The organism is Streptomyces flavotricini (assembly GCF_020639365.1).
GTDB classification, from domain to species: Bacteria; Actinomycetota; Actinomycetes; order Streptomycetales; family Streptomycetaceae; genus Streptomyces; species Streptomyces flavotricini.
Genome location: NZ_JAINUL010000001.1, coordinates 8,246,757 through 8,269,719, shown reverse-complemented (window position 1 = coordinate 8,269,719; position 22,963 = coordinate 8,246,757). Strand labels below are relative to the sequence as shown.

Below are 22,963 nucleotides of genomic sequence, written 5' to 3'. Positions count from 1 at the left end.
GGTCAGTTCCCGTCGTAGGAGTAGAAGCCTCGGCCGCTCTTCGCGCCGAGCCGGCCCTGGTCGACCATCCGGCGCAGCGCCGGATGGGTGACGAACTCGTCGGTCCCGTAGTGCTCGTGCAGCACCTCCAGAGTGCGGACGACGGTGTCGATGCCGATGAGGTCCGCGGTGCGCAGCGGGCCCGAGGTGTGGCCGAGGCAGCCCTTGAAGAGGTCGTCGACCTGACTCGGGGTGGCGACGCCGTCCGCGACGACGGCGGCGGCGAGGTTGACGACCGGCATCAGGACGCGGTTGATCACGAAGCCGGGCGCGTCCCGGACGACGACGGCCTTCTTGCCCAGGCGCCGCAGCATCAGGTCGACGTCCCGCAGGGCGGCGTCGGAGGTGTCCTCGCCGCGGACGACCTCGACCATGTCGATCCGGTCGACCGGGTTCATGAAGTGGACGCCGACGACACGCCCCGGGTCGGTGAGCCCTTCGGCGAGCCGGCCGATGGGGACCGCGGAGGTGTTGGCGGCGATGGTCGTGCCCGGGGCGAGGACCTTCTCCAGCTCCGGGTAGAGGGCCCGCTTCGCCCGCTCCGACTCGGTAGTGTTCTCCACGACGAACCCGACGTCCGCGAGGGCGGCGAGGTCGGTGGCGGGGCGGATGTCGAGCGCCGGGGCGCTCGTGCCGCCGAGGAGGGTGGCCAGGCGCTGGTGGCGGCGGACGGTGCGGCGGGCGGTGTCGAGCGCTGCGGGGTCGGAGTCGACGAGCGTCACCGTGTAGCCGGCCACCGCGGCGGCGTGGGCGACGCTGGATCCGATGACTCCGGCTCCGAGCACGCCGATGGTGGGTGGGGTCATGGCCTGCGGCTTTCGTTGTCGTCGAGGGGTTCTGGCTGCTGTTGCTCCGCGGCGGCCAGCCAGGCCTCCACCTCGCGCGTCATGCCGCCGAGGGTCGCGGAGGCGAAGACGATGGAGGGGGGCACGGCCGTACCGGTGAGTTCCTTCAGGCCCGCGATCAGGTGGACCCCCATCAGCGAGTCGCCGCCGAGGTGGAAGAAGTGGTCGTCGGGGTGGACCTCGCGCAGGCCGAGGATCAAGCGGAAGCGCTCCGCGAGGTACCCGCCCACCGTCGAGGGCGGCTGCGGGCCGGCCGCCGGATCCGGGCGGTGCTCCGGTCCGTTCTGCTCTCCCCCGGCCGTGGTCGCGGGTGTGCCGGCCGCCGGTACGGCCGCCGACGGCGCGAGGGGGTCGGCGGGCGGCGGTGTGTCGGGGAGGTACCGGCGCCGGATCAGGTTCCGGGGCGGCAGGGTGGTCCTGCGACCGGGTGCCGGGTGCAGGCGCTCCCACTCGGCCTCGACGCCGTGGGTCCACAGCTCGCCGAGGGCCTCCAGCAGGACCTGCCGGTCGGGCACATGCTCGTAGGACTGCCGGACGGTCCGTACGCAGACGGCGTCGGGGTCGCTCTGGCCGATCCACGGGCGTGCGGTGCCGGGGCCCACCTCGATCAGGACGCGGTGGCGGGCCAGGACCAGCCCGGCGGCGGTCCGGAACCGGACGCGGCCGACCATGTGGTCGCGCCAGTAGGAGGGCGTGGGCGTCTCCCCGTCGAGCCAGCGGCCGAGGACGCTGGAGGCGATCGGGATGCGCGCCGGACCCAGCGGCACGTCGCGCATGTCCTCGCCCAGCAGGTCGGCGGCCCGGGTGAGCTGGGGGGTGTGGAAGGGGTGGGCGGTGTCGACGGGCAGGACGGTGAAGCCGTCTTCGCGCAGCCGGCCGGCGAGTGCGGTGACCGCGTCCGGGCGCCCGGAGAACACGCAGTGCCCGGGTCCGTTGTCGGCGGCGAGCCAGGTGTCGTCGGCGGCGTACTTCTCGACGTCCTCGGCGGGGGCGAGCACGCCGAGCATGGCGCCCTCCCCGGCCGTCACGACCAGGTCGGCCCGGCGGGCGACGGCCGCCATGGCGTCGTCGAGGCCGATGACGCCGGCCAGTACGGCGGCCACCCACTCCCCCAGGCTGTGGCCGAGGAGGGCGGCGGGCCGGATACCGAGGTCGATGAGGGTGCGGGCCATGGCGTGTTCGAGGCAGAACAGCGACAGGTGGACCTCGCGCAGTGCGCGGCGGGGCGGACGGACGGCGCCGTCGCGGCGCAGCAGGGCCCGCAGGTCGACGCGGCCGCCGTCACCGGCGGGGCGCGGCCCGGGGGCGGCGAAGGACCGGCCCACGGCTCCGTCCGTCAGTGCGTCGGCGATCTCGACGGCGGCCCGCAGGTGACTCGCGAACACCGGGTCGGTGGCGGCGAGGCCGGCTCCCATGCCCGGGTAGTGGCTGCCGATGCCCGGCAGGACGAAGACGACCTCGGGCGGTCCGGACGGGGCCCGGCCGTGCTGTACGCGAAGGCGGTCGGCGTCGAAGGCCGCCCGGGTGCCGCCTTCGGGGGTGACGACGGCGTAGCCGCGGTGCGGGTGGCGGTGGCGTGCGGTCTGGGTGGTCCAGGCGGTGTCGGCCGCACGCGCAGGGTGCCGGTCGAGGTGGTCGCGCAGGGTGTCGAGGTCGGCGGTCAGCGCGTCGGGGTGGTGGCTGGAGACCAGCAGCAATTGCGCGCCGTCCGTGCCCTGCCCGTGCCCCCGGGGCCGGGGCGGGGCCTCTTCGAGGACGACGTGGCAGTTCGTCCCGCCGAGGCCGAAGGCGCTGACTCCGGCGCGCCGGGGGCGGCCCTCGGCGGGCGGCCAGTCGAGGGCTTCGCCGAGCGGGTGCAGTGGGCCGCCCGTACGGGCGAGGTCGGAGGGCAACCGCTCGAAGTGCGGGGTGGCGACGAGCCGTCCGTGCCGCAGCGACAGCACGGCCTTGACGAGTCCGGCGAGCCCCGCGGCCTCCCGGAGGTGGCCGAGGCCGCCCTTGGCGGCGCCCACGCGGACGGGGTGGTCCACGTCGGCGAAGACCTCGCCGAGGGCGCTCCACTCGGTGGCGTCCCCGATGCGGGTGCCGCTGCCGTGTGCCTCGACGTAGTCGATGTCCTGCGGCCGGAGACCGGCGACGTGCAGGGCGGCCCGGATGACCTCGGCCTGTGCGGCCGCGTCGACGCCGGCGAAGCCGGATTTGCCGGAGCCGTCGTTGTTCATGGCGGTGCCGCGGACGACCGCCCAGATGTCGTCGCCGTCGCGCACCGCGTCGGCGAGGCGCTTGAGGACCACGGCGCCGGCGCCGTCGCCCGGTACGGAGCCGCCGGCCGCACGGTCGAAGGGGCGGCACACGCCGTCCGGCGATCCGATGCCGCCGAGCGGCGCGTCGTATCCGCCCGGGGCCGGCACCCGTACGGCGGCGACGCCGGCGACGGCGAGGTCGCTGCCGTGGGCGAGGAGGTCCTGCACGGCGAGGTGGACGGCGGTGAGCGCGGTGGAGCAGGCGGACTGGACGGTCACGGCGGCGCCGTGCAGGCCGAGCCGGTAGGCGACGCGGGTGGCGGCGTAGTCACCGCGGTTGGTGACCTCCAGGGCCTGGGCGTCGACGCCGGGCTGCCCGGCGAGGGCGGTGCCCACCCAGCGTTCGTAGTCGTTGTGGCCGACACCGGCGTAGATGCTGACGGCCGGGGTGCGGACGCGGTCGACGTTGGCGGCCTCCAGCGCCTCGTCGGCGGCCTCCAGGAGCAGCCGGTGCTGCGGATCGAGGAGCAGGGCCTCGGAGGGGGCGATGCCGAAGCGTGCCGGGTCGAAGTGGGCGGGCCGGGGGACGGAGCCGTAGGCCTGGACGAACGTGCCGGGCTTCTGCGTGCGCCGGGTGACGGCGTCCTCGCCCGCCGCGAGGATCTCCCAGTAGCGGTCGAGGCTGTCGCAGCCGGGCAGGCGGACGGCCATCCCGACGACGGCCACGGCGTACTCGTCGTCCGTGGCCGGGGTCGGGGCCGGGGCGTGGTGACCGGGCAGGGGGGCGCTCACCTGGGTTCGCCTCCTTCGGACGGTCGGGTGCGGGGGGCTGTGACGGTGCCGGCGCGCCGCGGAGGGCGCCGGCGTTCGGCGGGGCGGCGGGCGGCGACGGAGCCGGTCGCCTCGCCGAGGAGCCGGGAGCCGGTCGCCTCGCCGAGGAGCCGGGCGAGGCCGCGCGGGGTGCGGGCGGCGAGGACGTCGGCGAGGGCGATCGCGGCGCCGCCGGCCGACTCCAGCGCGCCGCGCAGCATCATCAGGCGCAGGGAGTCACCGCCCAGGGCGAAGAAGTCGTCGTCGATGCCCACGGTGTCGAGGCCGAGGACGCGTGCCACGAGTACGGCGGCGCGCTCCTGGTCGGCGGTGGCGGGCGGGGTGCAGGGCACGTCGAGGGCGGGGCGGGTGCGCGGTGACACGCGCAGTGCGTTGCGGTCGACCTTGCCGCTGCCGAGCAGCGGCAGGGCGGGGACCGAGGCCAGGTGTGCGGGCACCATGAAGTCCGGGAGCCGGGCGGCGAGATGCTCGCGCAGCCTCTGGGGCGGGACCTCGTCGTGCTCGGGCACGACGTAGGCCGCGAGGACGGCGCCCTGGTCGGGGTCCGGGATGCCGACGACGGCCGCGTCGGCGATCCCCGGGTGCGTGCGCAGTACGGTCTCCACCTCGGCGGGCTCCACCCGCTGTCCGCGGACCTTGACCTGGTCGTCGGCGCGTCCGAGGTACTCGATCTGTCCGTCGGGCAGGTGGCGGGCGAGGTCTCCGGTGCGGAAGAGGACCTCGGGGCCGTTGGGGTCGATCCGGTTGGGGCGGAAGCGCTCGGCGGTCAGGTCCGGGCGGCCGAGGTAGCCGTCGGCCAGCCCGGGTCCGCCGGTGTGGATCTCGCCGACGACACCGGGCGGTACCAGCCGGCCCGCCGTGTCGCAGAGATAGGTCCGCATGTCGAGCGGAACGCCGACGACGGTCCCGACCGCGCCCTCGGGCCGGGGGGCGGTGAGCGGTCCGGTGCGGTGGCACACGTAGTCCGCCTCACTGAGGGTGTACGTGTTGTGGACCTCGAAGCCGAGGGCGCGGAGTTCGTCCTCGAGGTCCTGCCCGAGGGCCTCCCCGCCGACGAAGACGTGGCGCAGTGCGGGCGCGGTGCGGAACGCGGGCTGGGTGAGCAGGAGCCGCAGCATGGACGGCACGAAGCTGACGGTGGTGATGCGCTGGTCGTGGATGAGTTCCGCGAGGTGCCGGTCGTCCCGGTCCTTGCCGGGTGCCGCCAGCACCGCCGTGCCGCCGGTCGCCAGCGGCCAGGCGAACTCCCGGAAGCTGATGGGCGACTTCAGCAGGTGCCGGTCGTCCGGGCCCATGCCGTACATCCCCTGCTCCAGCCGGATGCGCGAGGTGTGCATGCGGTGCGGACGGACGACGCCCTTGGGGGTGCCGGTGCTGCCGGAGGTGAACAGGACGTAGGCGGTGGTGTCGGGGCGGGCCCGGTCGTCGGGTGCCCCGGGCGGGCCGTCGGCCGCGCCGGGGTCCGGTGCGCCGTCGAGGAACGCTGCGGCATCGAGGGCCCGGTCCGCGACGGCCCGGTGACCGGTCGCGGTGGTCAGCGTGATCGCGGGTGCGGTGACGCGCAGGACCTCCTCGGCCCGCAGGTCCGGCAGGTGCGGGTCGAGGTGGACGAAGCCGGCCCCGGCCTTCCAGATGCCGAGGACGGCGGTGAAGAGGGCGAGGTCCCGGTCGCCGGTGAGGACGACGAGGTCACCGGGCCCGGCGAGGTGCGGGCCCAGCCGGCGGGCGAACCGGTCCGAGGCGGCGTCGAGTTCGCCGTACGTCAGCTCGGCGGCTCCGTCCCGCAGGGCGATCGCGTCGGGGGTGCGGGCGGCCTGCTCACGGATCATGCGGTGCAGGGTGGTGTCCGCGTGCGGGGTGGGTGGTGCGTTCCAGGTGTCCAGCAGCAGTTCGCGCTCGTCCGGCAGGAGCAGGTCGACGGCTCCCGCGGTGGTCGAGGGCTCCCGCGCCGCGCGGTCGGCGAGCAGGGCCAGGTGTCCGGCCACGTGTTCCGCTGTGGTGGCGTCCACGAGGGCGCTGTCGTAGGCGAGGCGGAGTTCCGGGCCCTCGGCGGCGGCGGTCCAGACGGGTCGTCCGAGGGCGGGCGGCTCGGTGTCCGGGCGAGCGGGGAGCACCGCCGCGTACGGTGCGCCGTCGGAGGGCAGGGCGGCGGCGACGGCGCGGGCGGCGGCGGTGAGCTGTGCCAGGGTGGCGCTCTCCTGGTCCTCGGCGGGGAGGTAGCACAGCGATGTCGCGCCGGTGGCGCCGAAGACGTCCCAGCCGGTTCCGTAGCGGTGGAGCAGCAGATGGGTCAGCGCGGCGAGTGCCAGGTGGCCTTCGGGTCCGGCGAGCAGGGCCGCCGCGGGTGCGGACAGGGGGGTGGTGCAATGCGCCGGGCGGGGCGGGGTGGCGGCGCGCAGGCGGTGCGGCAGGACGATCATCGGGGTCCCCCGCTCGCGGCCGGGGTCGTGGCCTTGGCCGTGGCCGTGCCGGCCGCAGGTGGTGTGGCACCCTGGCGTTGCAGTACGGAGCGGGCCGCGGCCATGCCGGTGGCGGCGCCGTACGTGATGCCGATGATCTTCGAGGAGCTGTCGCCGACGAAGTACAGCCCGGGGACGGAGGACTCCAGGTCGTCGGAGAGGTCCAGGTCGGGGAAGAGGCGTTCGACGACGGGCGCCGCTACCGTGGCCGTGCCGGGAACCAGCCCCGGGTGGAGGGTGTTGAGCCGGTCGACCATGGCGAGGACGTCGCGGACGGTGGAGGCGGGCAGGCAGTCGCGCAGGCCGCCGTGGTGGTAGCTGATGAGGCTGGTGGTGAGCGGACCGTCCGGGACCGGCCGTCCGGCCAGCTCGTCGACGGTGCTGACGACGGGCCTGCCGGAGCCGTGGGCGGCGACGCGCCGGGCGAAGGCGGCGGCGTGTTCGGTGCCGTCGGTTCCTTCGGGCAGGTCGACGGTGGTGAGGATGCCGAGGTTGGACTTGGTCGTGGGCTGGTTCAGGCAGTGCTGCCCGTCGAGCGCGACGGCGTCGAGGAAGCCGTACTGCATGACGCGCCCGCCTTCGCACACGCAGAACGTCCGGACCGAGTGGCCCTCTTCGTTGAGGAAGGACAGCTTGGGGTTGTGGCAGCCGTCCAGCAGGGGTGCGAGGTCCTCGCGGGCCCCCTCCAGCCGCACGCCCAGGTCGACGCGGCTGCTGGGCCGGTGGCGTACGCCGATCCGTCCGGCGAGGTCGCGCACCCAGGGCAGGCCGAGCTTGCCGACGCCGACGATGACGTCGTCGGCGCGGAACACGGCGGGCCCGTCGGGGGTGTCGGCGCGGACGTGGAAGCCGCCCCCGGTCAGCGGCTCGACATCGGTGGCCCGGTGGCGCAGCAGGACGCTGCCGCCGCCGCGTTCCAGTTCGGCCCTGAGCCGGGCGATGACGACGAGGGAGTCGTCCACGGTGACGCTCTGCGAGTACGCCGTGTCGACGTGCTGGAAGACGGTGCCGTCGCCGAGGAGGGCGCCGTCGGGCTCGTGCGCCGGTCCGGCGGGCGGCAGGCCCAGCTCGTAGAGGGTGCGGTACGCCTCGGAGATGAGGTCCTGGGCGCGGTCGAAGGAGCCGAGGGCGCGCTCCAGGCCGCTGTAGGAGCGGACCGTCCCGTCGGGCGCCGTCTCGATCTTGGAGCGGGTGAGCGAGGAGATGTATCCGAGGTTGGTGTCGAAGTGGAACGCCGCGCCGCCGAGTCCGGTGAGGCAGGTGCAGCGCGCGCACTGCAGGCGGAACTTCTCCGCGTCGCGGACCGTGCGCCCCTTCATGCGGGCCACGAGCCGGGGGCACAGGCTCTCGGCCATGTCGCCGCCCGCTTCGAGGAGGACGACGCGCCGGCCCGCCCGGACCAGGGTGAGCGCGGCGAACAGTCCGGCGGGGCCGCCGCCGATGACGACCGTGTCCGCGGGCGTGGTGCGGGTCTGCTCAGACATGGCTGCTCCCGTGGTCCGCGGGGCGCTGCTCCAGGTAGCGCTCGACGAAGGTGCGGTAGAAGAGCCCGCTGGTGTCGCGGCCTTCGGCCTCGATGCGCTCGATGAGCCACTGGCAGGTGAAGGGCAGCAGGTCGAGGACGCGGCCGGGGTGCTGCCCGGTGAGCGCGGCGTAGTGGTCCAGTCCCTGCTGCAGGACGGACCGGAACCAGTGGTCGGAGGCGAAGACCTGGTCGTAGAGCCAGTCGAAGCCGTGTTCCGGGTAGTCCGGGAAGACCGGCAGGGCCGTCGTGACGAGCAGGTTCACGACGTCCATGGCGGCGATGCCGGTGGCACGGTAGTCCTCGAAGTCCAGCACCCGGGCGGAGCCGTCGCGGGCGTCGTAGCGCACGTTCCACGGGCCCAGGTCGCCGTGGGTGGGCGCGAGGAGGGCCGTGCGCAGCGCCTCGTCGACGTGCGGGACGCCGAACTCGGGTTCGCGGACGTACGCCGCGGCCGTCTCCAGGGCCCGGTCCGGGGTGGTCGCCGGGCCGGACGTTCCTCCGGACAGGTGCAGTTCGGCCACCCGTTGGACGGCGGGGCGCAGCACCTGCCACAGGGCGCCGGGCCCGTCGGTGCCCGCGACGGCGGTGGGCAGGTCGACGCCGGGCAGGTGGGTCATGGTGAACCCGCCGCACAGGGCGTCCAGCGGCACGGGGCTGCCGAGGGGGGCGGGGGCGGGGAAGCCCCGCAGGATCTCCAGCTCCCGGGCGAGTTTGGGATCGGTGACGGACAGCGGGACCTTGGCCACGGCGACGGGCGCTCCGTCGATGTCGAGCCGGACGAAGGTGCGGCGGCGGACCTTGCGGGCGCCGGCCGGTGTCCAGGTGGTCGAGCGCACGCGGTCGGGACCGGGCTCGGGGGTGCCGGTGCGTTCCAGGTGGGCGGCGAGCATCAGCCGGGCCACCTCGTCGGTGTCGACGCTGCGTTCGGTCAGGTCGGCGAGGTCCGCGGGGGCGGGCGGGGGCGGGACGGGGGTGCGGGTCATGCGGGGCTCCCGGCGGTGGCGGGGGTGAGGTCGACGAGGTCCAGGAGTTCGGCCAGTGCGGGTCCGCCGAGCAGGGCGCCGAGTTCGTCGACGGCGGCGTCGCGCTCGGCTTCCGTCAGCTCCTGGTAGGCGGCCAGGCGCGTGTCCAGGTGGTCGGCGAGTCGGCGGTAGCCGGACTCGTCCGTGAGCAGCTCGCGGGTGAGCCGGTCGAGGGCCTTGGTGCCCTCCAGATCGTCCTCGGGGACGATGAACCTGCTGCCGAGGTCGGTGAGGCTGGCCGCGATGTCCCCGGCGACGGTGCCGCGCAGGGCCCGCAGGTTGGCGATGTGTCCGTAGTGCTGCTCGGGGAGCAGCAGCGGGAGCCGGCGCAGGATGACGGACTCGTGCAGCGAGGTGAGGCTCGGCGGGACGGCGTAGAGCGGAGCGTGGGCGAGCTGGCGCAGGAACTCCGTCTGGGGCAGGAAGGCGTACTCGACCTCGACGTCGCCGTGGGTCTCGGTGACGCCCCGGCGGAACGCTCCGCCGCAGACCAGGATGCGGCCGAGTTCGGGCCGGGCCACGGCCAGTTCGGAGACCCAGCGGCGCACGAGGTCGAGGTAGGCGTTGTGGGACTCGTAGTCCAGGAAGAAGTTCTGGAAGCCGCCGAGGTTGATCAGCAGGCCGGCGGGCCGCTCCGGGGGCGGTTCGGTCAGGGCGCCTTCCAGGGCTCCCCGGTCGACGATGGGACCGCACAGCTCGATGTGATCGGCGCCCGTCGCGGCCAGGGCGGCGATGCGCGCGGGGACGCCGGGGAAGTTCTGCGCGTAGGACCGGCGGGCGAGGAGGTGCGCCAGCAGGATGCGCTCGTGCGGGGCGAGGGTGTCGAAGACGTAGCGGGCGGTGTCGTGGTCGGCCCAGCGCACGAGCTGCGCGCGCGCCGCCAGCTCCTCGAAGCTGCGGTCGGTCAGCCAGAAGCCGAGGAGGCTGTCGAAGAAGAGCACGGGGCGTCCGGAGCGCACCGCCCGGAAGACGAGCTCGGCGTCCATGACGCTGACCACGAGGTCGGCGTCGGCGAGGTCCTGTGCCAGGTCCTCGTGCCGACTGGTGTCGCCTTCGGTGATGCGGTGGAAGCGGTGGCTGTGGCGCCGGGCGAAGTCGAGTGCGACGCCCTGGCCGACGAAGTCGACCCGGCTGCCGGCGAGCAGGGGGGTGATGGCGACCAGCTTGGAGACGGGCCCGAATCCGCAGGCCTGGGCGCTGGAGAGGATCCTCATCGTCACGCTTTCCTCGTGTTCCTGGTGAACCGGCCGAGCACGGCGGACCGGATGCCGCGGCTGTCCACCCCGTAGAAGTGGAGAAGGTCTTCGTGGGAGGCGACCGGGGGGTAACGGTGGTCGGTCTCCAGACGCACCAACGGGGGGCCGTCGCGGCCGAGGGTCAGTGCGGTGCGGTCCCCCAGGCCGCCGGGGCCCAGGGACTCCGCGGCGGTGACGACGAGCGCCCGGCGGCGGGCCAGGGCGCGGACGGCGTCCCCAGGGAAGGGGTGCAGGGTGGTCACGGAGGCCACGGCGGCGTCCACTCCGTCGGCGGCGAGGGCGTCGGCCGCGGCGAGGGCCTCGGCCACGCAGCGGCCGGTGGCGAGCAGCAGGACGTCGTCGCCGTCGCGCAGCAGCCGGGGGGTGCCCGGGTCGCCGTCGGACGCCGCGGCGGGCAGCGGCGGGTCCTGGCGCGCGGAGAGCCGTACGTACGCGGGACCACCGGACGACAGCACGCTGCGCAGGATGGACACGGCGTCCGCGGCGTCGGCGGGGCAGTGCACGCTCATGTGGGGCAGCGCCGACATGAGCGTGATGTCGTCGGTGGCGTGGTGGGTGGGGCCGAGGGGGCCGTAGCCGAGTCCCCCGCCGACGCCGAGCAGGACGACGGGCAGGGCGGGCACGCACACGTCGAGGCGCAGCTGTTCGTAGGCGCGGCGGACGAGGAACGGGGCCATGGCGGCGGCGACGGGGCGCAGTCCGCTGCGGGCGAGTCCGGCGGCGACTCCGACGAGGTTGGCCTCGGCGATGCCGACGTCGACGTACCGGCGCGGGTGGCGGGCCATGACGCCCTGGAACAGGGCCTGTCCGTCGGCGCCCAGCGTGATCAGGGCGGGGTCCGCGTCGACCGCCTCGGCGAGTGCGGCGGCGAGTGCGGTGCGCATGGTGGGCGGTGTGGTGGTCACGGCCGGTCACCTCGCGCGGCCGCCAGGGCGGGGACGGCGGGTGCGCCGAGTGCGGCGAGGGCCGTCCGGAGCTGTTCCGCGTCCAACGAGCCCATGTGCCAGGCGGGATCGCCCTCGGCGAAGGGGACGCCCTTGCCCTTGACGGTGTGCGCGATCAGCACTGCGGGGCCGTCGCCGGACCGGAGTCCGGCCAGGGCGTCGGTGACGGCGGCCGTGTCGTGCCCGTCGGCCTCGGCGACGCGCCAGCCGAAGGCCCGCCACTTGTCGGCGAGCGGTTCGAGTGCGTTCACGTTCTCGGTGTCCCCCTCCTGCTGGAGCCGGTTGCGGTCCACGACGGCGACGAGGTTGCCGAGGCGGTGGTGCGCGGCGAACTGCGCGGCCTCCCAGTTGCTTCCTTCGTCGAGCTCACCGTCGCCGGTCACGACGACGACCCGCTGGTCCCGGCCGGCCAGCCGCGCGCCGAGGGCCATGCCGCAGCCGAGGGACAGTCCGTGGCCGAGGGCACCTGTCGCGGCCTCGACACCGGGCACGGAGTCGGAGGGGTGGCCGGGCAGGGTGGCCAGGTCGGCTTCGATGACGCCGAGTTCGGCGAGGACCGCGTACAGACCGTAAGCGCCGTGGCCCTTGCTGAGGACGAGCAGGTCCCGGTCGGGCCAGTCGGGCCGGTCCGGGCGGTAGCGCAGGCCTCGGGTGTAGAGGACGGCGAGCAGGTCGGTCATGGACAGTGCGGCGCCGAGGTGGACCGCCTTGCGTGCGGCCAATTCGACGACCCGCTGCCGGGCACGCCGGGCCAGTTCGTCCGGGTGGAGCACGACGTCCTCCGGTCTGCCGCGACGGGGCGGCTCGTGGGTCGGGTGCATATCAGCCGGCGGGGCTCCGTTGAGGGAGCTCCCGGGGCGGCCCGCGAGGCGGCGCCCCGACGCCGGGCTAGGCAGAGTCAAGCCGCTTCATGATTGCTTGTCAAGATCAGTCACTAATCGAGTCACTAACGCATCGTCATGGATGACCAAGAGAAGAATCTGCGCATTGACATTCACAAGTCGCGTGACATTGACTGAAGTCGAGAGCCCGCCGCGCGCCTTTTCCCTTCATTCGCGCTGCCGTCCGGCGGGCAACCGCGAGACCCGAGGAGTTCTCCGTGAAACCCCTTGTCCATGCCGTGGTGGGATGCGGTCGCGTAGCCCCCAACCACGTCGACGGATTTACCGCGCTGCCGGACGCCGAACTGCGCTGGGCCTGCGACCGCGACCTGTCCCGGGCGCGCGCCCTGGCCCGGGAGTACGGCCTTGCGCGGGTGACCTCGGACGTGCGCGAGGTCTTGGCGGACCCCGAGGTCGACAGCGTCTCCGTCGCCGTCGACCACGCCGGGCACCACGACCTGGTCGCCGCGGCGCTCACGGCGGGCAAGCACGTCCTGGTGGAGAAACCGCTGGCCATGACCGTCAAGGAGGGCGCCGCCCTGACGGCCCTCGCCGAACGCGCCGACCGCGTCCTGTCGGTCGTCTCCCAGCACCGCTACGACCCGGTCGTCACCGGCGTGCGCGACTGGATCGCCGACGGCATGCTCGGACGCCTCGTGTCCGGCACCGTCAGCCTCCAGTGCGGCCGCGACGACGCGTACTACGCCGAAAGCTACTGGCGCGGCACCTTCGCCGGCGAGGGCGGCTCCGCCCTGGTCAACCAGGGCTACCACGCACTCGACGTGACGCGCTGGCTGACCGGCGGCCTCACGGTGGTCGGCGCCGCCACCGGGCACACGGCCCCCCGTGGCGGCATGGAGACGGAGGACACCCTGGCGGCCGTCCTGCGGGGCCCGCAGGGCGCGTTGGTGACGTACCAGGTCACGGTCGCGAGCAGCATCACCTGGCGCACCCGCATCGAACTCGTCGGCACCGGCGGCTCGGTCCTCTTCGACCTGGACCACCCCGGCACGCTGCACCTGGCCGAGGGCAGCGACGCGCTGCGCGCGGCGGCCCGCACCGTGCGCGGGCAGGTGTCATCCCCACCCGCCGGAATCGGCTACTACGGCATCTCGCACCGCCGGCAGATCGCCGACTTCGCCGCCGCGGTCCGCGACCCCCGGCACACCATGGCCGCCGACGGCACGGCGGGGCTCGAGACCCTGCGCCTGCTCCGGGAGATGTACCGCACGGCCCGTTCCGAGGGCGGGGCCGCGGCACCGTCCGGGACCGCGGCCGTGGGCGCGGTGATGGCGCGTGGGTGAGATCGTCGCGGTCGCCGGGGTCCCGCACACCCCCGGCTTCCCCGCCCTGGCCCGCACCGCCACGGCCGCCGGGGCGGACGTGGCACAGCGCTACGCGGCGGTCGACGAGGTGGTCGAACGGGCGGACGCGGACGTCCTCGTCGTCCTGACCTGCGACCACATCAACACGTTCACCCCGGACATGTGGCCGACGTTCGCCATAGCCACCGGGGACGGCGCGCTCGGTCCCAACGACGACGTCCCGGGCGTCCCCCCCACCGCGTACGCGCTCGACGCGGGCGTCGGCGCGACCCTCCACCGGGGCCTGGTGGGCCAGGACTTCGACCCGGTGGCCCTGCGCGGCCACTCGGTCGACCACTCCGTCGTGGTGCCTCTTCACTTCCTCAACACGCGCGGGCTGCCCGTCGTCCCGGTGTACCTCAACGGCATGGTGGCGCCCCGCCCTTCGGCCGAACGCTGCAGACGGCTCGGCCGGGTGCTGCGGGGCGCCCTGGAGGACCTGCCGGGCCGCCGCATCGCGGTGGTCGCCAGCGGCAGCTTCTCCCTGGAGGTCGGCGGCCCCCGGATGCTGCCCGACCAGTTGTACGGCGTACCGCGGCCCGGCTGGGCCCGGACGGTCGCCGACTGGCTGCACCGCGGGGACCTCGACGGGCTGGTGGCGCAGACGACGGAGCGGCGCATCGAAGAGGCCGGGACGGTCGCCGGCGAGGTGCTGCCGTGGATAGCCGCCGCCGAGATGGCCGCGGACCTGTCCGTCGCCCACATGGACCACCGGGACGGCGAGGGACACGCCTTCGCTGCGTGGGGACCGGCCTGAACCTCCGCGGGCCGGCCGCGCGTTCCCGCACGGTGCGGGCGAGGCGAACGGCTCCGGAACGCGATCGACGCGTGCCGGAGCCGCACAGGTCACACCACACACGACGAAAGGACCCCCTGATGAGCGTCCACGCGATCGACCGCCTCTGCTACGACATCGCGTACGAGCCGGGAACCCTGGAACGGCTGCGGGCGGACCCGCGGCGGGAGCTCGCGGACCGCCCGCTGACCGCCGACGAGCGGGACGAGCTGCTGCGGGGCGACGTCGCCGCGCTGTACCGCCGCGGGGCCCACCCGGTGCTGCTCGTACGGCTGGCGGCCTTCCGCGTACTGGGCCTCGACCCCGCGCTCTACGCCGCCCGCATCCGGGCGGCCGAGCCGCGCTTCAGCGTGCCGGCGCCGCCGGAACGGGAGTGAGCCACTCGTCGTGCTTGGCGGTGACGGCGCGGACCGTGTCGTGGTAGCACGCTTCCAGCGCCCGCGTGACCTCCCCCGCGGTCTTGCCGTCCCCGAGGCGGAACCCGTCGACCTCCACGGCCGGCAGCACCTCCGCCGCTGTGCCCATCAGGAAGATCTCGTCGGCGAGGTACAGCTCCGTGCGCTCCACGGGCCGGGCCTCGACGGTCAGGCCGAGTTCCTCCTCTGCCAGCTGGAACAAGGTCTTGCGGGTGATGCTGTCCAGGACCCCGCTGGACAGGTCCGGGGTGATGATCCGACCTCCCTTGACCAGGGCGATGCACGAGCCCGACGATTCCGTGACGTTCCCGGCGCCGTTGAGGAAGACGGGCCAGTCGGCGCCGCGGGCCCGGGCGTCGACATTGCCCAGCCGGCCGTTGTGGTAGTTCGAGAACACCTTCATCGACGCCGGAGAGGCACCCGGGTTGAAGCGGGGCCAGGAGCTGACGGCGAGCGTGCAGGTGCGCCCCCGGCCGAGCTTGCTCTCGAACTCCCAGGTCTCGATGGCTATCTCGGCCGGAGTGCCGCGCGGCACCATCTGCTCCTTGTGCGTCCCGGCGGCGAATCCCCACGGGCGCACGTAGAGGTCCTTGCCGCTGGCCTCCCACGAGGCGAGCAGCTCGACGGTGGCGGCGACGAGCGCGACCGCGTCGAACTCGGGCTCCAGCCAGCTCAGCCGGAGCGAGTCCAGCAGCCGCTGCATGTGGTCGCGGAGCCGGAAGCCGTGCAGGACGCCCCGCTCGGCGCTCCAGTAGGAGTGCACGCCCTCGAACGCGGCGGAGACCGAGGCGTGTCCGACGGAACTGATGTGGACCGTCGCCTCTTCCCACGGCATGAAGGTGCCGTTGCGCCAAATCAAATGCCCGTATTCAGAAGACACATTTACCCCTATCGGCAACCCTCTGGACGCGGGCCCACAGGGAGCCCTGACCGAACTCTAGATTTGACCACGAATCACTGTCAAGGCAGTCATAATTGCTAGTCAATATCCGTGTCATGAGCGCGGTTCGGCCCACCGGGGGCACCGCCGACGCACCTCGCGCGACGATCCGGCCGCGGAGCGACTCCTCATCGGGGAGAACGGGCGCCACGTCCCCTGACCGGCTGGCGCTGGGGCGTTGGCGGAGGGCGATGTCGATGCCGCGGGCGCTGTGGTGGGAGACCGGGGAGAAGCCGGAGCGGGGGGAGCCGGAGGCTGGTCGGTGGGGAGGCGGACGGCTCGGTCCGGCGCTCAGGCTGACCACCTCGTTGGGCTCCGCTCCCGGTGGACGACGATTTTGAACGCCTAGCTTCGACCGTACGGGTTCCGCCGCCGCCGGACCAGCCTGTCGGGCGGGCGCCCGCCGTGGCGCCGAGTAGCCTGCCGTTCGTGGTCTCCAGCTCCCGGAACACGGCCGTCGCCGGTGTCCTGCACGGGGTGACGGCAGCCGATGCCGCCCGTCTCGCGGCTGATCCCGCGCTGAGCGCGGTCATCGTCCCCGACGGCCGCCGCGAGCCGTGGCTGCAGGAACTGGCCGAGCTCGTGTCCGGGGAACGGCTGGTCATCCCCCGCACCACCCTGCCCTCGGTCACGCCCGACGAGTTCACCGGCTGGGCGCACACCGCACTGGCCGGTTCTCCCGCCTCCGTCGCGGCTCCCCTCGCCGATGCCATGGCCGGGATCCTGGCCCGGGTCGTGGACACGGCGGGGACGGACAAGGTGATGGTGCGCGTGTTCACCGAGGCCCCCACGCGGCGGTGCGGCTTCCACGTGGACACGGTGCCGCCGCAGAGTCCCACGGTCGGGGCCGTACGGGTATACAACGGCCCGACCACCGAGTACGTCGCCTGCGAAGACGTCCTCGGCATGGGCGAGTTCTACACCTACCTGGCACGCCGCGAGCGGCTGTCGCGGCAGGCGGAGCGCGAGCGACGGGCCGACGGACCCGATGGGACCGCCCTCGCCGAGCTCTGCGCGATGGACGGGAACCCGTCGTTCCTGCGGCCGGGTGCCGTCGTCCGGCGGGTGCCGGCCGACGCGACCGTCTTCTTCCGGCACCTCGACGTACGACGGCACTGGTCCGTGCATCCGGTGACCGACGTGTGGATCCACCGCTCTCCCATGCGCGGCATGGCGAGGCTGGTGCTCAACGTGTCCCCGGTCCCTGGTCGGGGGTGAGCAGCACGTGCGTGAGGGAACCCGGCAAGGAGTCGTCCAGGGCGCTCAACAGACGCAGGACGCGGGCCCCGGCCCGGGCCGGCCCGTGGTGCGCCGCGAACCAGGCGCGTGGCCGCTGTCGGGCGTCGAGCACGGCCCGTACCGCCGCCACCGCGTCGTCCTCCCCGTCGAAGAACACCCCGGTGAACGGGTTGACGTACTGCCAGCCGCCGAGGATCGCCCGGTTGACGACGACCGGTACGTCGAGGCACAGGGCTTCGGCGAGCACCCGGGGCGAGGCGTCGATCACGGCCGGTACGAACAGGGCCCGTGCCCCCGCGATGACCGCGAGCAGCCGCCGCCACGGCAGCGGCCCGACCATGCGTACGCCGCAGATCGGCTCCACCCCGGCCGGCGCGTCGACCACCAGGATCCGCAGCCCCGTCTCCCGGGCCAGCCTGCGCAGGCAGCGCGCGGCGAGCGGCCAGTTCTTCGCCTCCTGCCGCCACGGCTCACGGCCGGACACGTGCACGATGTCCGGACCTGCCGCCCCCTCCGTCCCAGCCCCGGCAGCCCCGACAGCCCCGACAGCCAACCGGGCCGGATCCACGCGGAGCGGGTCCGTGAAATCGGACTCGCTCGTCAGCAGCCGGGGGCCGTCCGGCGGCAGGAAGTGCTCCGGATCGCGGAAGCAGTGCAACCACGCCTCGCACAGCAGCCCGTAGTCGCGCTCGTCCCGCCAAGGCGGGCCGGGGAACCCCAGATGGCTGGTGACTCCGGCGAACCGGACGCCGGCGCGGGCCAGGGCGGCCAGCCGCAGGTGGTGTGCGCGCGTCACGACGGGCGCGCGGACCAAGACCCACGGCAGCTGTTCGCCACCCGGCCCGGTCACCCGCACGAAGGGCGTGTACCCGCCCTGACCCGCGCCCACGCCGGTGCCCGCGCCAGTGTCGAGGCCCGTACCCACAGCAAGGTCCAACCGTCGTCCCCCCACTCGAATCGGCAGGAGAGGCCATGATCCCGACCATCAGACGCGACTTCTACACGGATGGCAACGGCGGCACGCGGATCGAGATCTTCGACGAGCTGAGCGAGACCGCCAAGGCGGCCCTGTACACGTTCTTCCGGAGGGTCGGCGCACCCCACCTGATGGACGAGGTCGTCCTGCCCCTGTTCTGCGAAGGCGATTCGCAGGTCTTCGCCGCTGTCCGGGACCGGCCCTGGCCACCGTGGGGGCTGGGCGCCCGCAACATCGTCGCCTTCGTGCAGACCCACCTGGTCGGCGACGGATGCTGGGGCCTGAGCCCCGTGCACGTCGCCGACGAGGACCTGACGAACGTAGGACTCTGCGCCGCCGTCTACAAGGAAGCCCTGGAGACGCTGGCCGTCGACCCGAACGCCGAGGTGCACTACCTCGTCGCCGAGGAATCACGGCTGGCGGACCTGACGCTGCGCCGCGTCGGCTTCGAACGGACGGAGGACGCCTTCCTCACCGAGGCCGCGCGCTACCTCACGTACCGCGCCCCGGCCGGTGAGCTGCTGAACCGGCTGGGCCTGGCCGAGGCCGACACGGTCGACGTGCTCGCGGGCGCCCTGGACGACGAGGTGTTCGCGCTCAACGCGGCCTTCCACAACACGGTCTACCTGGGCTCGCGTGCGGAATGGGTGGTGGACCGGCCCTCCGTCCCGTCCGAGATCGCCCGGCTGGTCCGCGGCGGCCACTACAGCAAGCCCGCCGGCGTGCCGACGGGCACCGGCCGCTACGAACGGGATCCGGTCGCCGAGGTGGCCCAGGGCGTACGGGAGTTCCTCAGCGCCTCGGAGCACGACGCGTTCCGCGCGTACGTGCTGGACCGGGAAGCCGACTTCAAGCCCGCCACGGTGCGGATGTCCGGATCCGGCGGTTCGGCGGTGGTGGACGAGCGGGTGCGCCGCAGTCTTGTCCTCAACGAACTGGGGCCCTACGAAGCCCTGTTCACGGAGCGCATCAAGGAGCACCTCCAGCAGATCAGCGGCCGGCTGAACCTTCCGGCATTCCCGCTGGGCCGCATCGAACTCCAGGTGACCGCCAACGGCGACCGGGACTACTTCGGAATGCACCGCGACAGCGACGACGGGGACACCCGCGAGCTGACCTTCGTGTACTTCTTCTCCGGAGAGCCCCGCAGGTTCTCGGGCGGCGAGCTGCGGGTGTTCGAGACGGTCCCGGAGGACGGGAGGGTGGTCGCCACGGACCGCAGCCAAACGATCGTGCCGCGCGCCAACCTCGCGATGTTCTTCCCGAGCAGGCACGACCACGAGGTACTCCCGGTCCGGGTGCCGAGCAAGGCGTTCGCGGACGGCCGCTTCAGCGTCACGGGCTGGATCCACCGGCAGTGAGCGACCGGGAGACCGGAGCCACCCGGGCGGGGGCGGCGCGGGCCGCGACACGGGCCCGGGCCCAAGACCAGGCCGGGCCTGCCGAGGCCGGTGCCGACGCCCTCGCCTGGGCCGTGGTCGCCCGCGTGGCGCTCCCCTCGGGCAGGGCACGCCCCGAAGCCCGCGCCCTGCACCACGCCCTCTTCCCCCGGGTCGCGGGACTCCTCGCGCGTGCAGTGCAGCCCGACGCAGGCGGTGTACGCGCCCGGTACCTCTTCGCGTCCGAGCCCGCGGCAGCGTCGTTCCGGGGCGCGCACGACCCGGCACTCGGCCGTCTGGGCCCGCCCGTCACCGGTGCCGTACGGCCGGTCCGCGCGGCGGGGGCGCCGACCACGGGCACCGCGCCCGTGATCATCGTCGCGCCGCCGCGCTCGGGCAGCACGGCCCTGTACGAAGCCCTCGCCCGGCACCCCGGCCTGTGGACGGTCGGCGGGGAGAGCGAGGGCGTCATCGAAGGCGTACCGGGCCTCCACCCGGCGGCCGGCGGGTACGCCTCGCACGCCCTGGACGCCGCGCACGCCGACCGGTACGGCGGGGCCGTACGCGCGGGCTTCCTAGCCGGGCTGCGCGATGCGCGGGGCCGGAACTGGCCGGACCGCGGCGGCCCCCAGGATCCGCCGCCGAGGCTGCTGGAGAAGACCCCGGAGAACTGCCTGCGGCTGCCCTTCCTGCTACGGCTGTTCCCGGACGCCACCGTCGTACACCTGCACCGCGACCCGCGCGACACCGTGGCCAGCATGGTGCGGGCCTGGGCCCATCCGGGGTTCGTCAACATCCCGGACCTGCCCGGCTGGCCCCGGCGGGCCTGGCACCTGCTGCTGCCGCCGGGCTGGCGGCGAGGGCTCGGCGACGACCTGTCCCGGATCGCGGCCCGCCAGTGGGCGGCCGCCACGGAAGCGGTACTGGACAGCCGTGCCGCCGGGCCTCCCGACATCCGCTGGGTGGATCTCGACTACGCCGAGCTGAGCGCGGCTCCGGCCCGGACGATCCGGTGGCTGGAGCGGGAACTCGGGCTGCCCGCCGGTCCGCCCGGCCGGGACCTGCCGCTCTCCGCGACGACGATCACGCCTCCGCGCCCCGGCAAGTGGCGCAGTACACCCGGCTTCGACCCGTCAGCCCTCGACACCGTGGCGTCCACTTGCCGGCGCCTGACGAACGGACGTACCCCGCCCATGCCCCGAACCGTCCGCGGCCTGCCCCGGCGGCCTTCCTACGTGTGCTGGCTCGACGACGGCGCCGCGGATGACGGCTCCCCGCTGGCCGGACCCGTGGACGACGCCTCGGCCCCGGCGCCCGGCCCCGAGCCGGAACACCCGCTCCTCGACCCGGCCGTGGTCCTCCAGGACGGGGTCACCATCCCCTTGGGCCTCGCGGGCCGGGCCCGGTTCCGGGACCGGTTCCTGCCCGACCGGCCGATCCTGTGGACCGACGACCCGTCAACCGGCGCACTCGCCCCGTTCTGGGTCCGCCTCGAAGACTTCTGGGCGCTGCGCACCCTGGTCCCGGGACGGCCCCTTTCACCGGCGCTCCCCGCGCGGCTGCGCGCCGCCCTCGCCCGGGCCGGGGCGCTGGGGTCGGCCGGGCTGCGCGCCCGGGACGCGACCAGGGCCGACACCGCCCGGGCCGTGGCCGCCGCGGACTTCGAGCGCAACGGCGTGTGCCGGATCGACCGCATGGTCCACCCCCGGCACCGCTTGGCCCTGCTCGACTACTACGAGCGGCTCATCGCCACCGGCTCGTGGCCGCTGGGGGACGCCCAGGTCGCCGGCCGCTACGGCTGGTACAACGAGTCCCTGTCCCGCTTCTTCCACCACCAGTTCCGCGCCCTGGTGGGGCGGATCGCGGGCCGGCCGGTACGCCCCTCGTACTCCTACGTCTCGGCGTACCGCGGCGGCGCGGTCCTGGGCCGCCACGTGGACCGGGAGCAGTGCGAGTACACCGTGTCCCTGCTGCTCGGGGAGTCGGGCCCGGGCATCGAGGGCGGTTGGCCGCTGCACCTGGGAACCCCGCAGGGCGAGGTCAGCCTGGTCCAGCGGCCCGGTCAGGCCGTCCTCTTCAGGGGGACCACGGTGCCACACGGGCGCCCGCCGTTGCCCGACGGGAGCACGCACACCTCGCTGCTGTTCCACTACGTTCCCGCCGAGTTCCGCAGGACCCTGTACTGAAACCCCTCCTGCCACGGCTACTGCTACTGCACCGCGAGCAGGCCGAGGTTCCGAGCCTCGGCTTCCCGGACCTGCGGCGCGATGCGCTCCCACCCGGTGACCGTGCGGCGTCCGACGGGCGGCTGGGTGCGCCGGCGGGTCCGGGTCAGGCCCACCGGCGCCGGGCCCGGCCCGAACACGGCAGCCGCCGCGTCCACCGTCAGCAGCATGTCCCAGACCAGGTGGACACGTTCAGCGGGCCCGCCGTTCTCGGCGGCGTGCACGCAGCCGTGGTTGACGAGGTACACCGATCCGGCCGCCAAGTGGTGCACGTCCCCGTCCAGCGTCAGCGTCGCCGCGGGGTGGGTGGTCAGAGGCAGGTGAAAGCGGGCCCGGATGCCCACCGCGCCCGACCGCGTCCGTACGACGCTGTGCTCTTCGTGCGGGGACAGCGAAGCACCCGGCCCCAGCACGTTGACCCGGAAGTTGACCAGGTGCGGCAGGGAACCGATCAGCGCGGCCAGGGCGGGGTGGTGCGCGCCGTGGTGGAAGCGCTTGCCGAAGCAGGACAGGTCGTGGTCGCGGGAGAAGTCGTCGCAGCGGCCGGAGGCGTTGAGCAGGCTGAACTGCTCGACCCGGCCTCGGGGACCGGTCCACGCCGTCACATGGCCGGGGGCGCCGGCCAACGAAGGGCGCTGCCGAGATCGCAGCAGCGCCACCTCGGCGGCCAGGCTCGCGGCGGTGCCGGGCCCGGCCTCCAGCAGCCGCAGGCAACGGATGCCGGGGCGGTGGTAGTTGGCGTCCCGGATGCCGTGGAGGATCCGGCGCAGGCCCTGGTCCACGTCGTCTTCGTGTGCTGTCAACGGAACGGGCACCTCTCCAGGAGCAGGTCGAGGTCCGGAAGTCGCGCCGGAAGCGTCGCGAAATCGGCGAGCGCCGCCGAATCCAGCCCCGCGCCTGTCCGGCCGACGGACACGGGCGGTGGGACCGGCACCCCGACCGAAAGGAAATAGTCGTGGAACTTGCTCCCGTCACCGCTGGGCAGGTCCCGGTAGCGGATCCAGACGGCGGGGATCCCGTAGGCGTGGCCGAGGATGATCCCGTGCAGGCTCGACGAGGCGATCAGAGGCGCCCGTACGAGCTGCTCGACGACCTCCTCGACCGGCCGCTGCACGTCGACGAGCCGCCAGCCGGCCGGAGTGCCGAGCCGCGCACCAGCCTTGTCGGCGAAATGCGGCACGACGGCGGGACGCCGCCCGGTACCCCGGCCACCGCGGGGCAGGAAACGGGGGACCAGCAGAGCGGGGTCCCCGTAGACCGGCGGACAGGCCGCCCCGGAGCGCAGGGCCGCCTCCCGGGTGAGGGGGCCGCGTACGGCGACCAGATCGGCCCGCGGGTCGATGTCCTCACCGGCGCACATCACCCCGGCTCCCCAGACGACGGCGCCCGGTCCCGCGAGGGAGACCACGCTGCCGGTGACGAAGTGCTTGCGCCCCGGTGCGTGCGGCGCGACCCACCGGGCCGGGGCGCCGCAGATCCGCCGGACCAGCCAGGGAGTGAGCCTGTCGCCGACATTGCCCTGACTGGGAGCCCGGCACCAGAAGGCGGGCACAGCCTCGACCACGGCTCCCATCGTAGTGAGC

The 22,963-nt window shown here is 74.1% G+C and carries 18 protein-coding genes; 6 read left to right on the top strand and 12 right to left on the bottom strand.

The window, feature by feature from the left end:
* Nucleotides 1-2: 2 nt before the first annotated feature.
* From K7B10_RS37910 to K7B10_RS37875, 8 genes are read right to left on the bottom strand one after another with little or no spacing between them, the layout of a single operon-like run.
* Entirely contained in the window at nucleotides 3-845 is an 843-nt protein-coding gene (locus K7B10_RS37910; protein WP_229343902.1) for a 3-hydroxyacyl-CoA dehydrogenase family protein, read from the bottom strand.
* Entirely contained in the window at nucleotides 842-3,919 is a 3,078-nt protein-coding gene (locus K7B10_RS37905; RefSeq protein WP_229343900.1) for a type I polyketide synthase, read from the bottom strand. The genes K7B10_RS37910 and K7B10_RS37905 overlap by 4 nt, the downstream gene beginning before the upstream one ends.
* Nucleotides 3,916-6,378: an amino acid adenylation domain-containing protein gene (locus K7B10_RS37900; protein WP_229343897.1), complete on the bottom strand. Its 2,463-nt coding sequence runs from the start codon at nucleotides 6,376-6,378 to the stop codon at nucleotides 3,916-3,918. The genes K7B10_RS37905 and K7B10_RS37900 overlap by 4 nt, the downstream gene beginning before the upstream one ends.
* A complete protein-coding gene (locus K7B10_RS37895; RefSeq protein ID WP_229343895.1) occupies nucleotides 6,375-7,901 on the bottom strand; it encodes an FAD-dependent oxidoreductase in 1,527 nt (508 codons plus the stop codon). Before K7B10_RS37895 ends, K7B10_RS37900 begins: the two co-directional genes overlap by 4 nt.
* Nucleotides 7,894-8,925 (bottom strand): phosphotransferase, encoded by a 1,032-nt coding sequence (locus K7B10_RS37890; protein ID WP_229343892.1) that lies wholly within the window; start codon nucleotides 8,923-8,925, stop codon nucleotides 7,894-7,896. The genes K7B10_RS37895 and K7B10_RS37890 overlap by 8 nt, the downstream gene beginning before the upstream one ends.
* Nucleotides 8,922-10,184: a hypothetical protein gene (locus tag K7B10_RS37885; protein ID WP_229343890.1), complete on the bottom strand. Its 1,263-nt coding sequence runs from the start codon at nucleotides 10,182-10,184 to the stop codon at nucleotides 8,922-8,924. The genes K7B10_RS37890 and K7B10_RS37885 overlap by 4 nt, the downstream gene beginning before the upstream one ends.
* A complete protein-coding gene (locus tag K7B10_RS37880; RefSeq protein ID WP_229343887.1) occupies nucleotides 10,181-11,125 on the bottom strand; it encodes a transketolase C-terminal domain-containing protein in 945 nt (314 codons plus the stop codon). The genes K7B10_RS37885 and K7B10_RS37880 overlap by 4 nt, the downstream gene beginning before the upstream one ends.
* Nucleotides 11,122-11,937 carry a transketolase gene (locus K7B10_RS37875; protein ID WP_229343886.1) on the bottom strand — a complete coding sequence of 272 codons (816 nt, stop codon included), beginning with the start codon at nucleotides 11,935-11,937 and terminating at the stop codon, nucleotides 11,122-11,124. The genes K7B10_RS37880 and K7B10_RS37875 overlap by 4 nt, the downstream gene beginning before the upstream one ends.
* A 326-nt stretch (nucleotides 11,938-12,263) precedes the next feature.
* On the opposite strand from K7B10_RS37875, the gene K7B10_RS37870 reads away from it, so the two are divergent.
* The 3 genes from K7B10_RS37870 (at nucleotide 12,264) to K7B10_RS37860 (ending at nucleotide 14,582) form a co-directional block, all read left to right on the top strand.
* Entirely contained in the window at nucleotides 12,264-13,349 is a 1,086-nt protein-coding gene (locus tag K7B10_RS37870) for a Gfo/Idh/MocA family protein (RefSeq protein WP_229343885.1), read from the top strand.
* Nucleotides 13,342-14,166, top strand: coding sequence for a DODA-type extradiol aromatic ring-opening family dioxygenase (locus K7B10_RS37865; protein ID WP_229343884.1), 825 nt, complete (start codon nucleotides 13,342-13,344; stop codon nucleotides 14,164-14,166). The genes K7B10_RS37870 and K7B10_RS37865 overlap by 8 nt, the downstream gene beginning before the upstream one ends.
* A 119-nt stretch (nucleotides 14,167-14,285) precedes the next feature.
* Nucleotides 14,286-14,582: a hypothetical protein gene (locus K7B10_RS37860; RefSeq protein ID WP_229343881.1), complete on the top strand. Its 297-nt coding sequence runs from the start codon at nucleotides 14,286-14,288 to the stop codon at nucleotides 14,580-14,582.
* Here the strand turns inward: K7B10_RS37860 and K7B10_RS37855 are convergent.
* Nucleotides 14,551-15,456, bottom strand: a complete 906-nt coding sequence (locus K7B10_RS37855) for an aminotransferase class IV (protein ID WP_229343879.1) — start codon at nucleotides 15,454-15,456, stop codon at nucleotides 14,551-14,553. The genes K7B10_RS37860 and K7B10_RS37855 overlap by 32 nt on opposite strands.
* 534 nt (nucleotides 15,457-15,990) lie before the next feature.
* On the opposite strand from K7B10_RS37855, the gene K7B10_RS37850 reads away from it, so the two are divergent.
* Complete coding sequence (locus K7B10_RS37850) at nucleotides 15,991-16,779, top strand: hypothetical protein (RefSeq protein WP_229343876.1); 789 nt, start codon at nucleotides 15,991-15,993, stop codon at nucleotides 16,777-16,779.
* Here K7B10_RS37850 and K7B10_RS37845 read toward each other — a convergent pair.
* The gene (locus K7B10_RS37845; protein ID WP_229343874.1) at nucleotides 16,748-17,737 is read right to left on the bottom strand and encodes a glycosyltransferase family protein; all 990 of its coding nucleotides are present in this window, start codon (nucleotides 17,735-17,737) and stop codon (nucleotides 16,748-16,750) included. The two genes, K7B10_RS37850 and K7B10_RS37845, sit on opposite strands and share 32 nt — an antisense overlap.
* Nucleotides 17,738-17,772: 35 nt before the next feature.
* Here K7B10_RS37845 and K7B10_RS37840 point away from each other — a divergent pair, with 35 nt between their 5' ends.
* The gene (locus K7B10_RS37840; protein WP_229343872.1) at nucleotides 17,773-19,137 is read left to right on the top strand and encodes a 2OG-Fe(II) oxygenase; all 1,365 of its coding nucleotides are present in this window, start codon (nucleotides 17,773-17,775) and stop codon (nucleotides 19,135-19,137) included.
* On the top strand, nucleotides 19,134-21,341 hold the full coding sequence (locus K7B10_RS41080) for a sulfotransferase (RefSeq protein WP_308284672.1): 2,208 nt from the start codon (nucleotides 19,134-19,136) through the stop codon (nucleotides 21,339-21,341). Before K7B10_RS37840 ends, K7B10_RS41080 begins: the two co-directional genes overlap by 4 nt.
* Before the next feature lie 23 nt (nucleotides 21,342-21,364).
* On the opposite strand, the gene K7B10_RS37825 is transcribed toward K7B10_RS41080, so the two are convergent.
* Together K7B10_RS37825 and K7B10_RS37820 are read right to left on the bottom strand one after the other, a co-directional pair.
* Nucleotides 21,365-22,183, bottom strand: coding sequence for an aspartyl/asparaginyl beta-hydroxylase domain-containing protein (locus K7B10_RS37825; protein WP_229343869.1), 819 nt, complete (start codon nucleotides 22,181-22,183; stop codon nucleotides 21,365-21,367).
* Nucleotides 22,180-22,944 carry a polysaccharide pyruvyl transferase family protein gene (locus K7B10_RS37820; RefSeq protein ID WP_229343867.1) on the bottom strand — a complete coding sequence of 255 codons (765 nt, stop codon included), beginning with the start codon at nucleotides 22,942-22,944 and terminating at the stop codon, nucleotides 22,180-22,182. Before K7B10_RS37820 ends, K7B10_RS37825 begins: the two co-directional genes overlap by 4 nt.
* Nucleotides 22,945-22,963 lie beyond the last annotated feature (19 nt).

Coding starts and splice junctions, on each gene's coding strand:
- K7B10_RS37910 (WP_229343902.1), bottom strand. CDS start 845: ATGACCCCACCCACCATCGGCGTGCTCGGAGCCGGAGTCATCGGATCC.
- K7B10_RS37900 (WP_229343897.1), bottom strand. CDS start 6,378: ATGATCGTCCTGCCGCACCGCCTGCGCGCCGCCACCCCGCCCCGCCCG.
- K7B10_RS37895 (WP_229343895.1), bottom strand. CDS start 7,901: ATGTCTGAGCAGACCCGCACCACGCCCGCGGACACGGTCGTCATCGGC.
- K7B10_RS37890 (WP_229343892.1), bottom strand. CDS start 8,925: ATGACCCGCACCCCCGTCCCGCCCCCGCCCGCCCCCGCGGACCTCGCC.
- K7B10_RS37860 (WP_229343881.1), top strand. CDS start 14,286: ATGAGCGTCCACGCGATCGACCGCCTCTGCTACGACATCGCGTACGAG.
- K7B10_RS37855 (WP_229343879.1), bottom strand. CDS start 15,456: ATGCCGTGGGAAGAGGCGACGGTCCACATCAGTTCCGTCGGACACGCC.
- K7B10_RS37840 (WP_229343872.1), top strand. CDS start 17,773: ATGATCCCGACCATCAGACGCGACTTCTACACGGATGGCAACGGCGGC.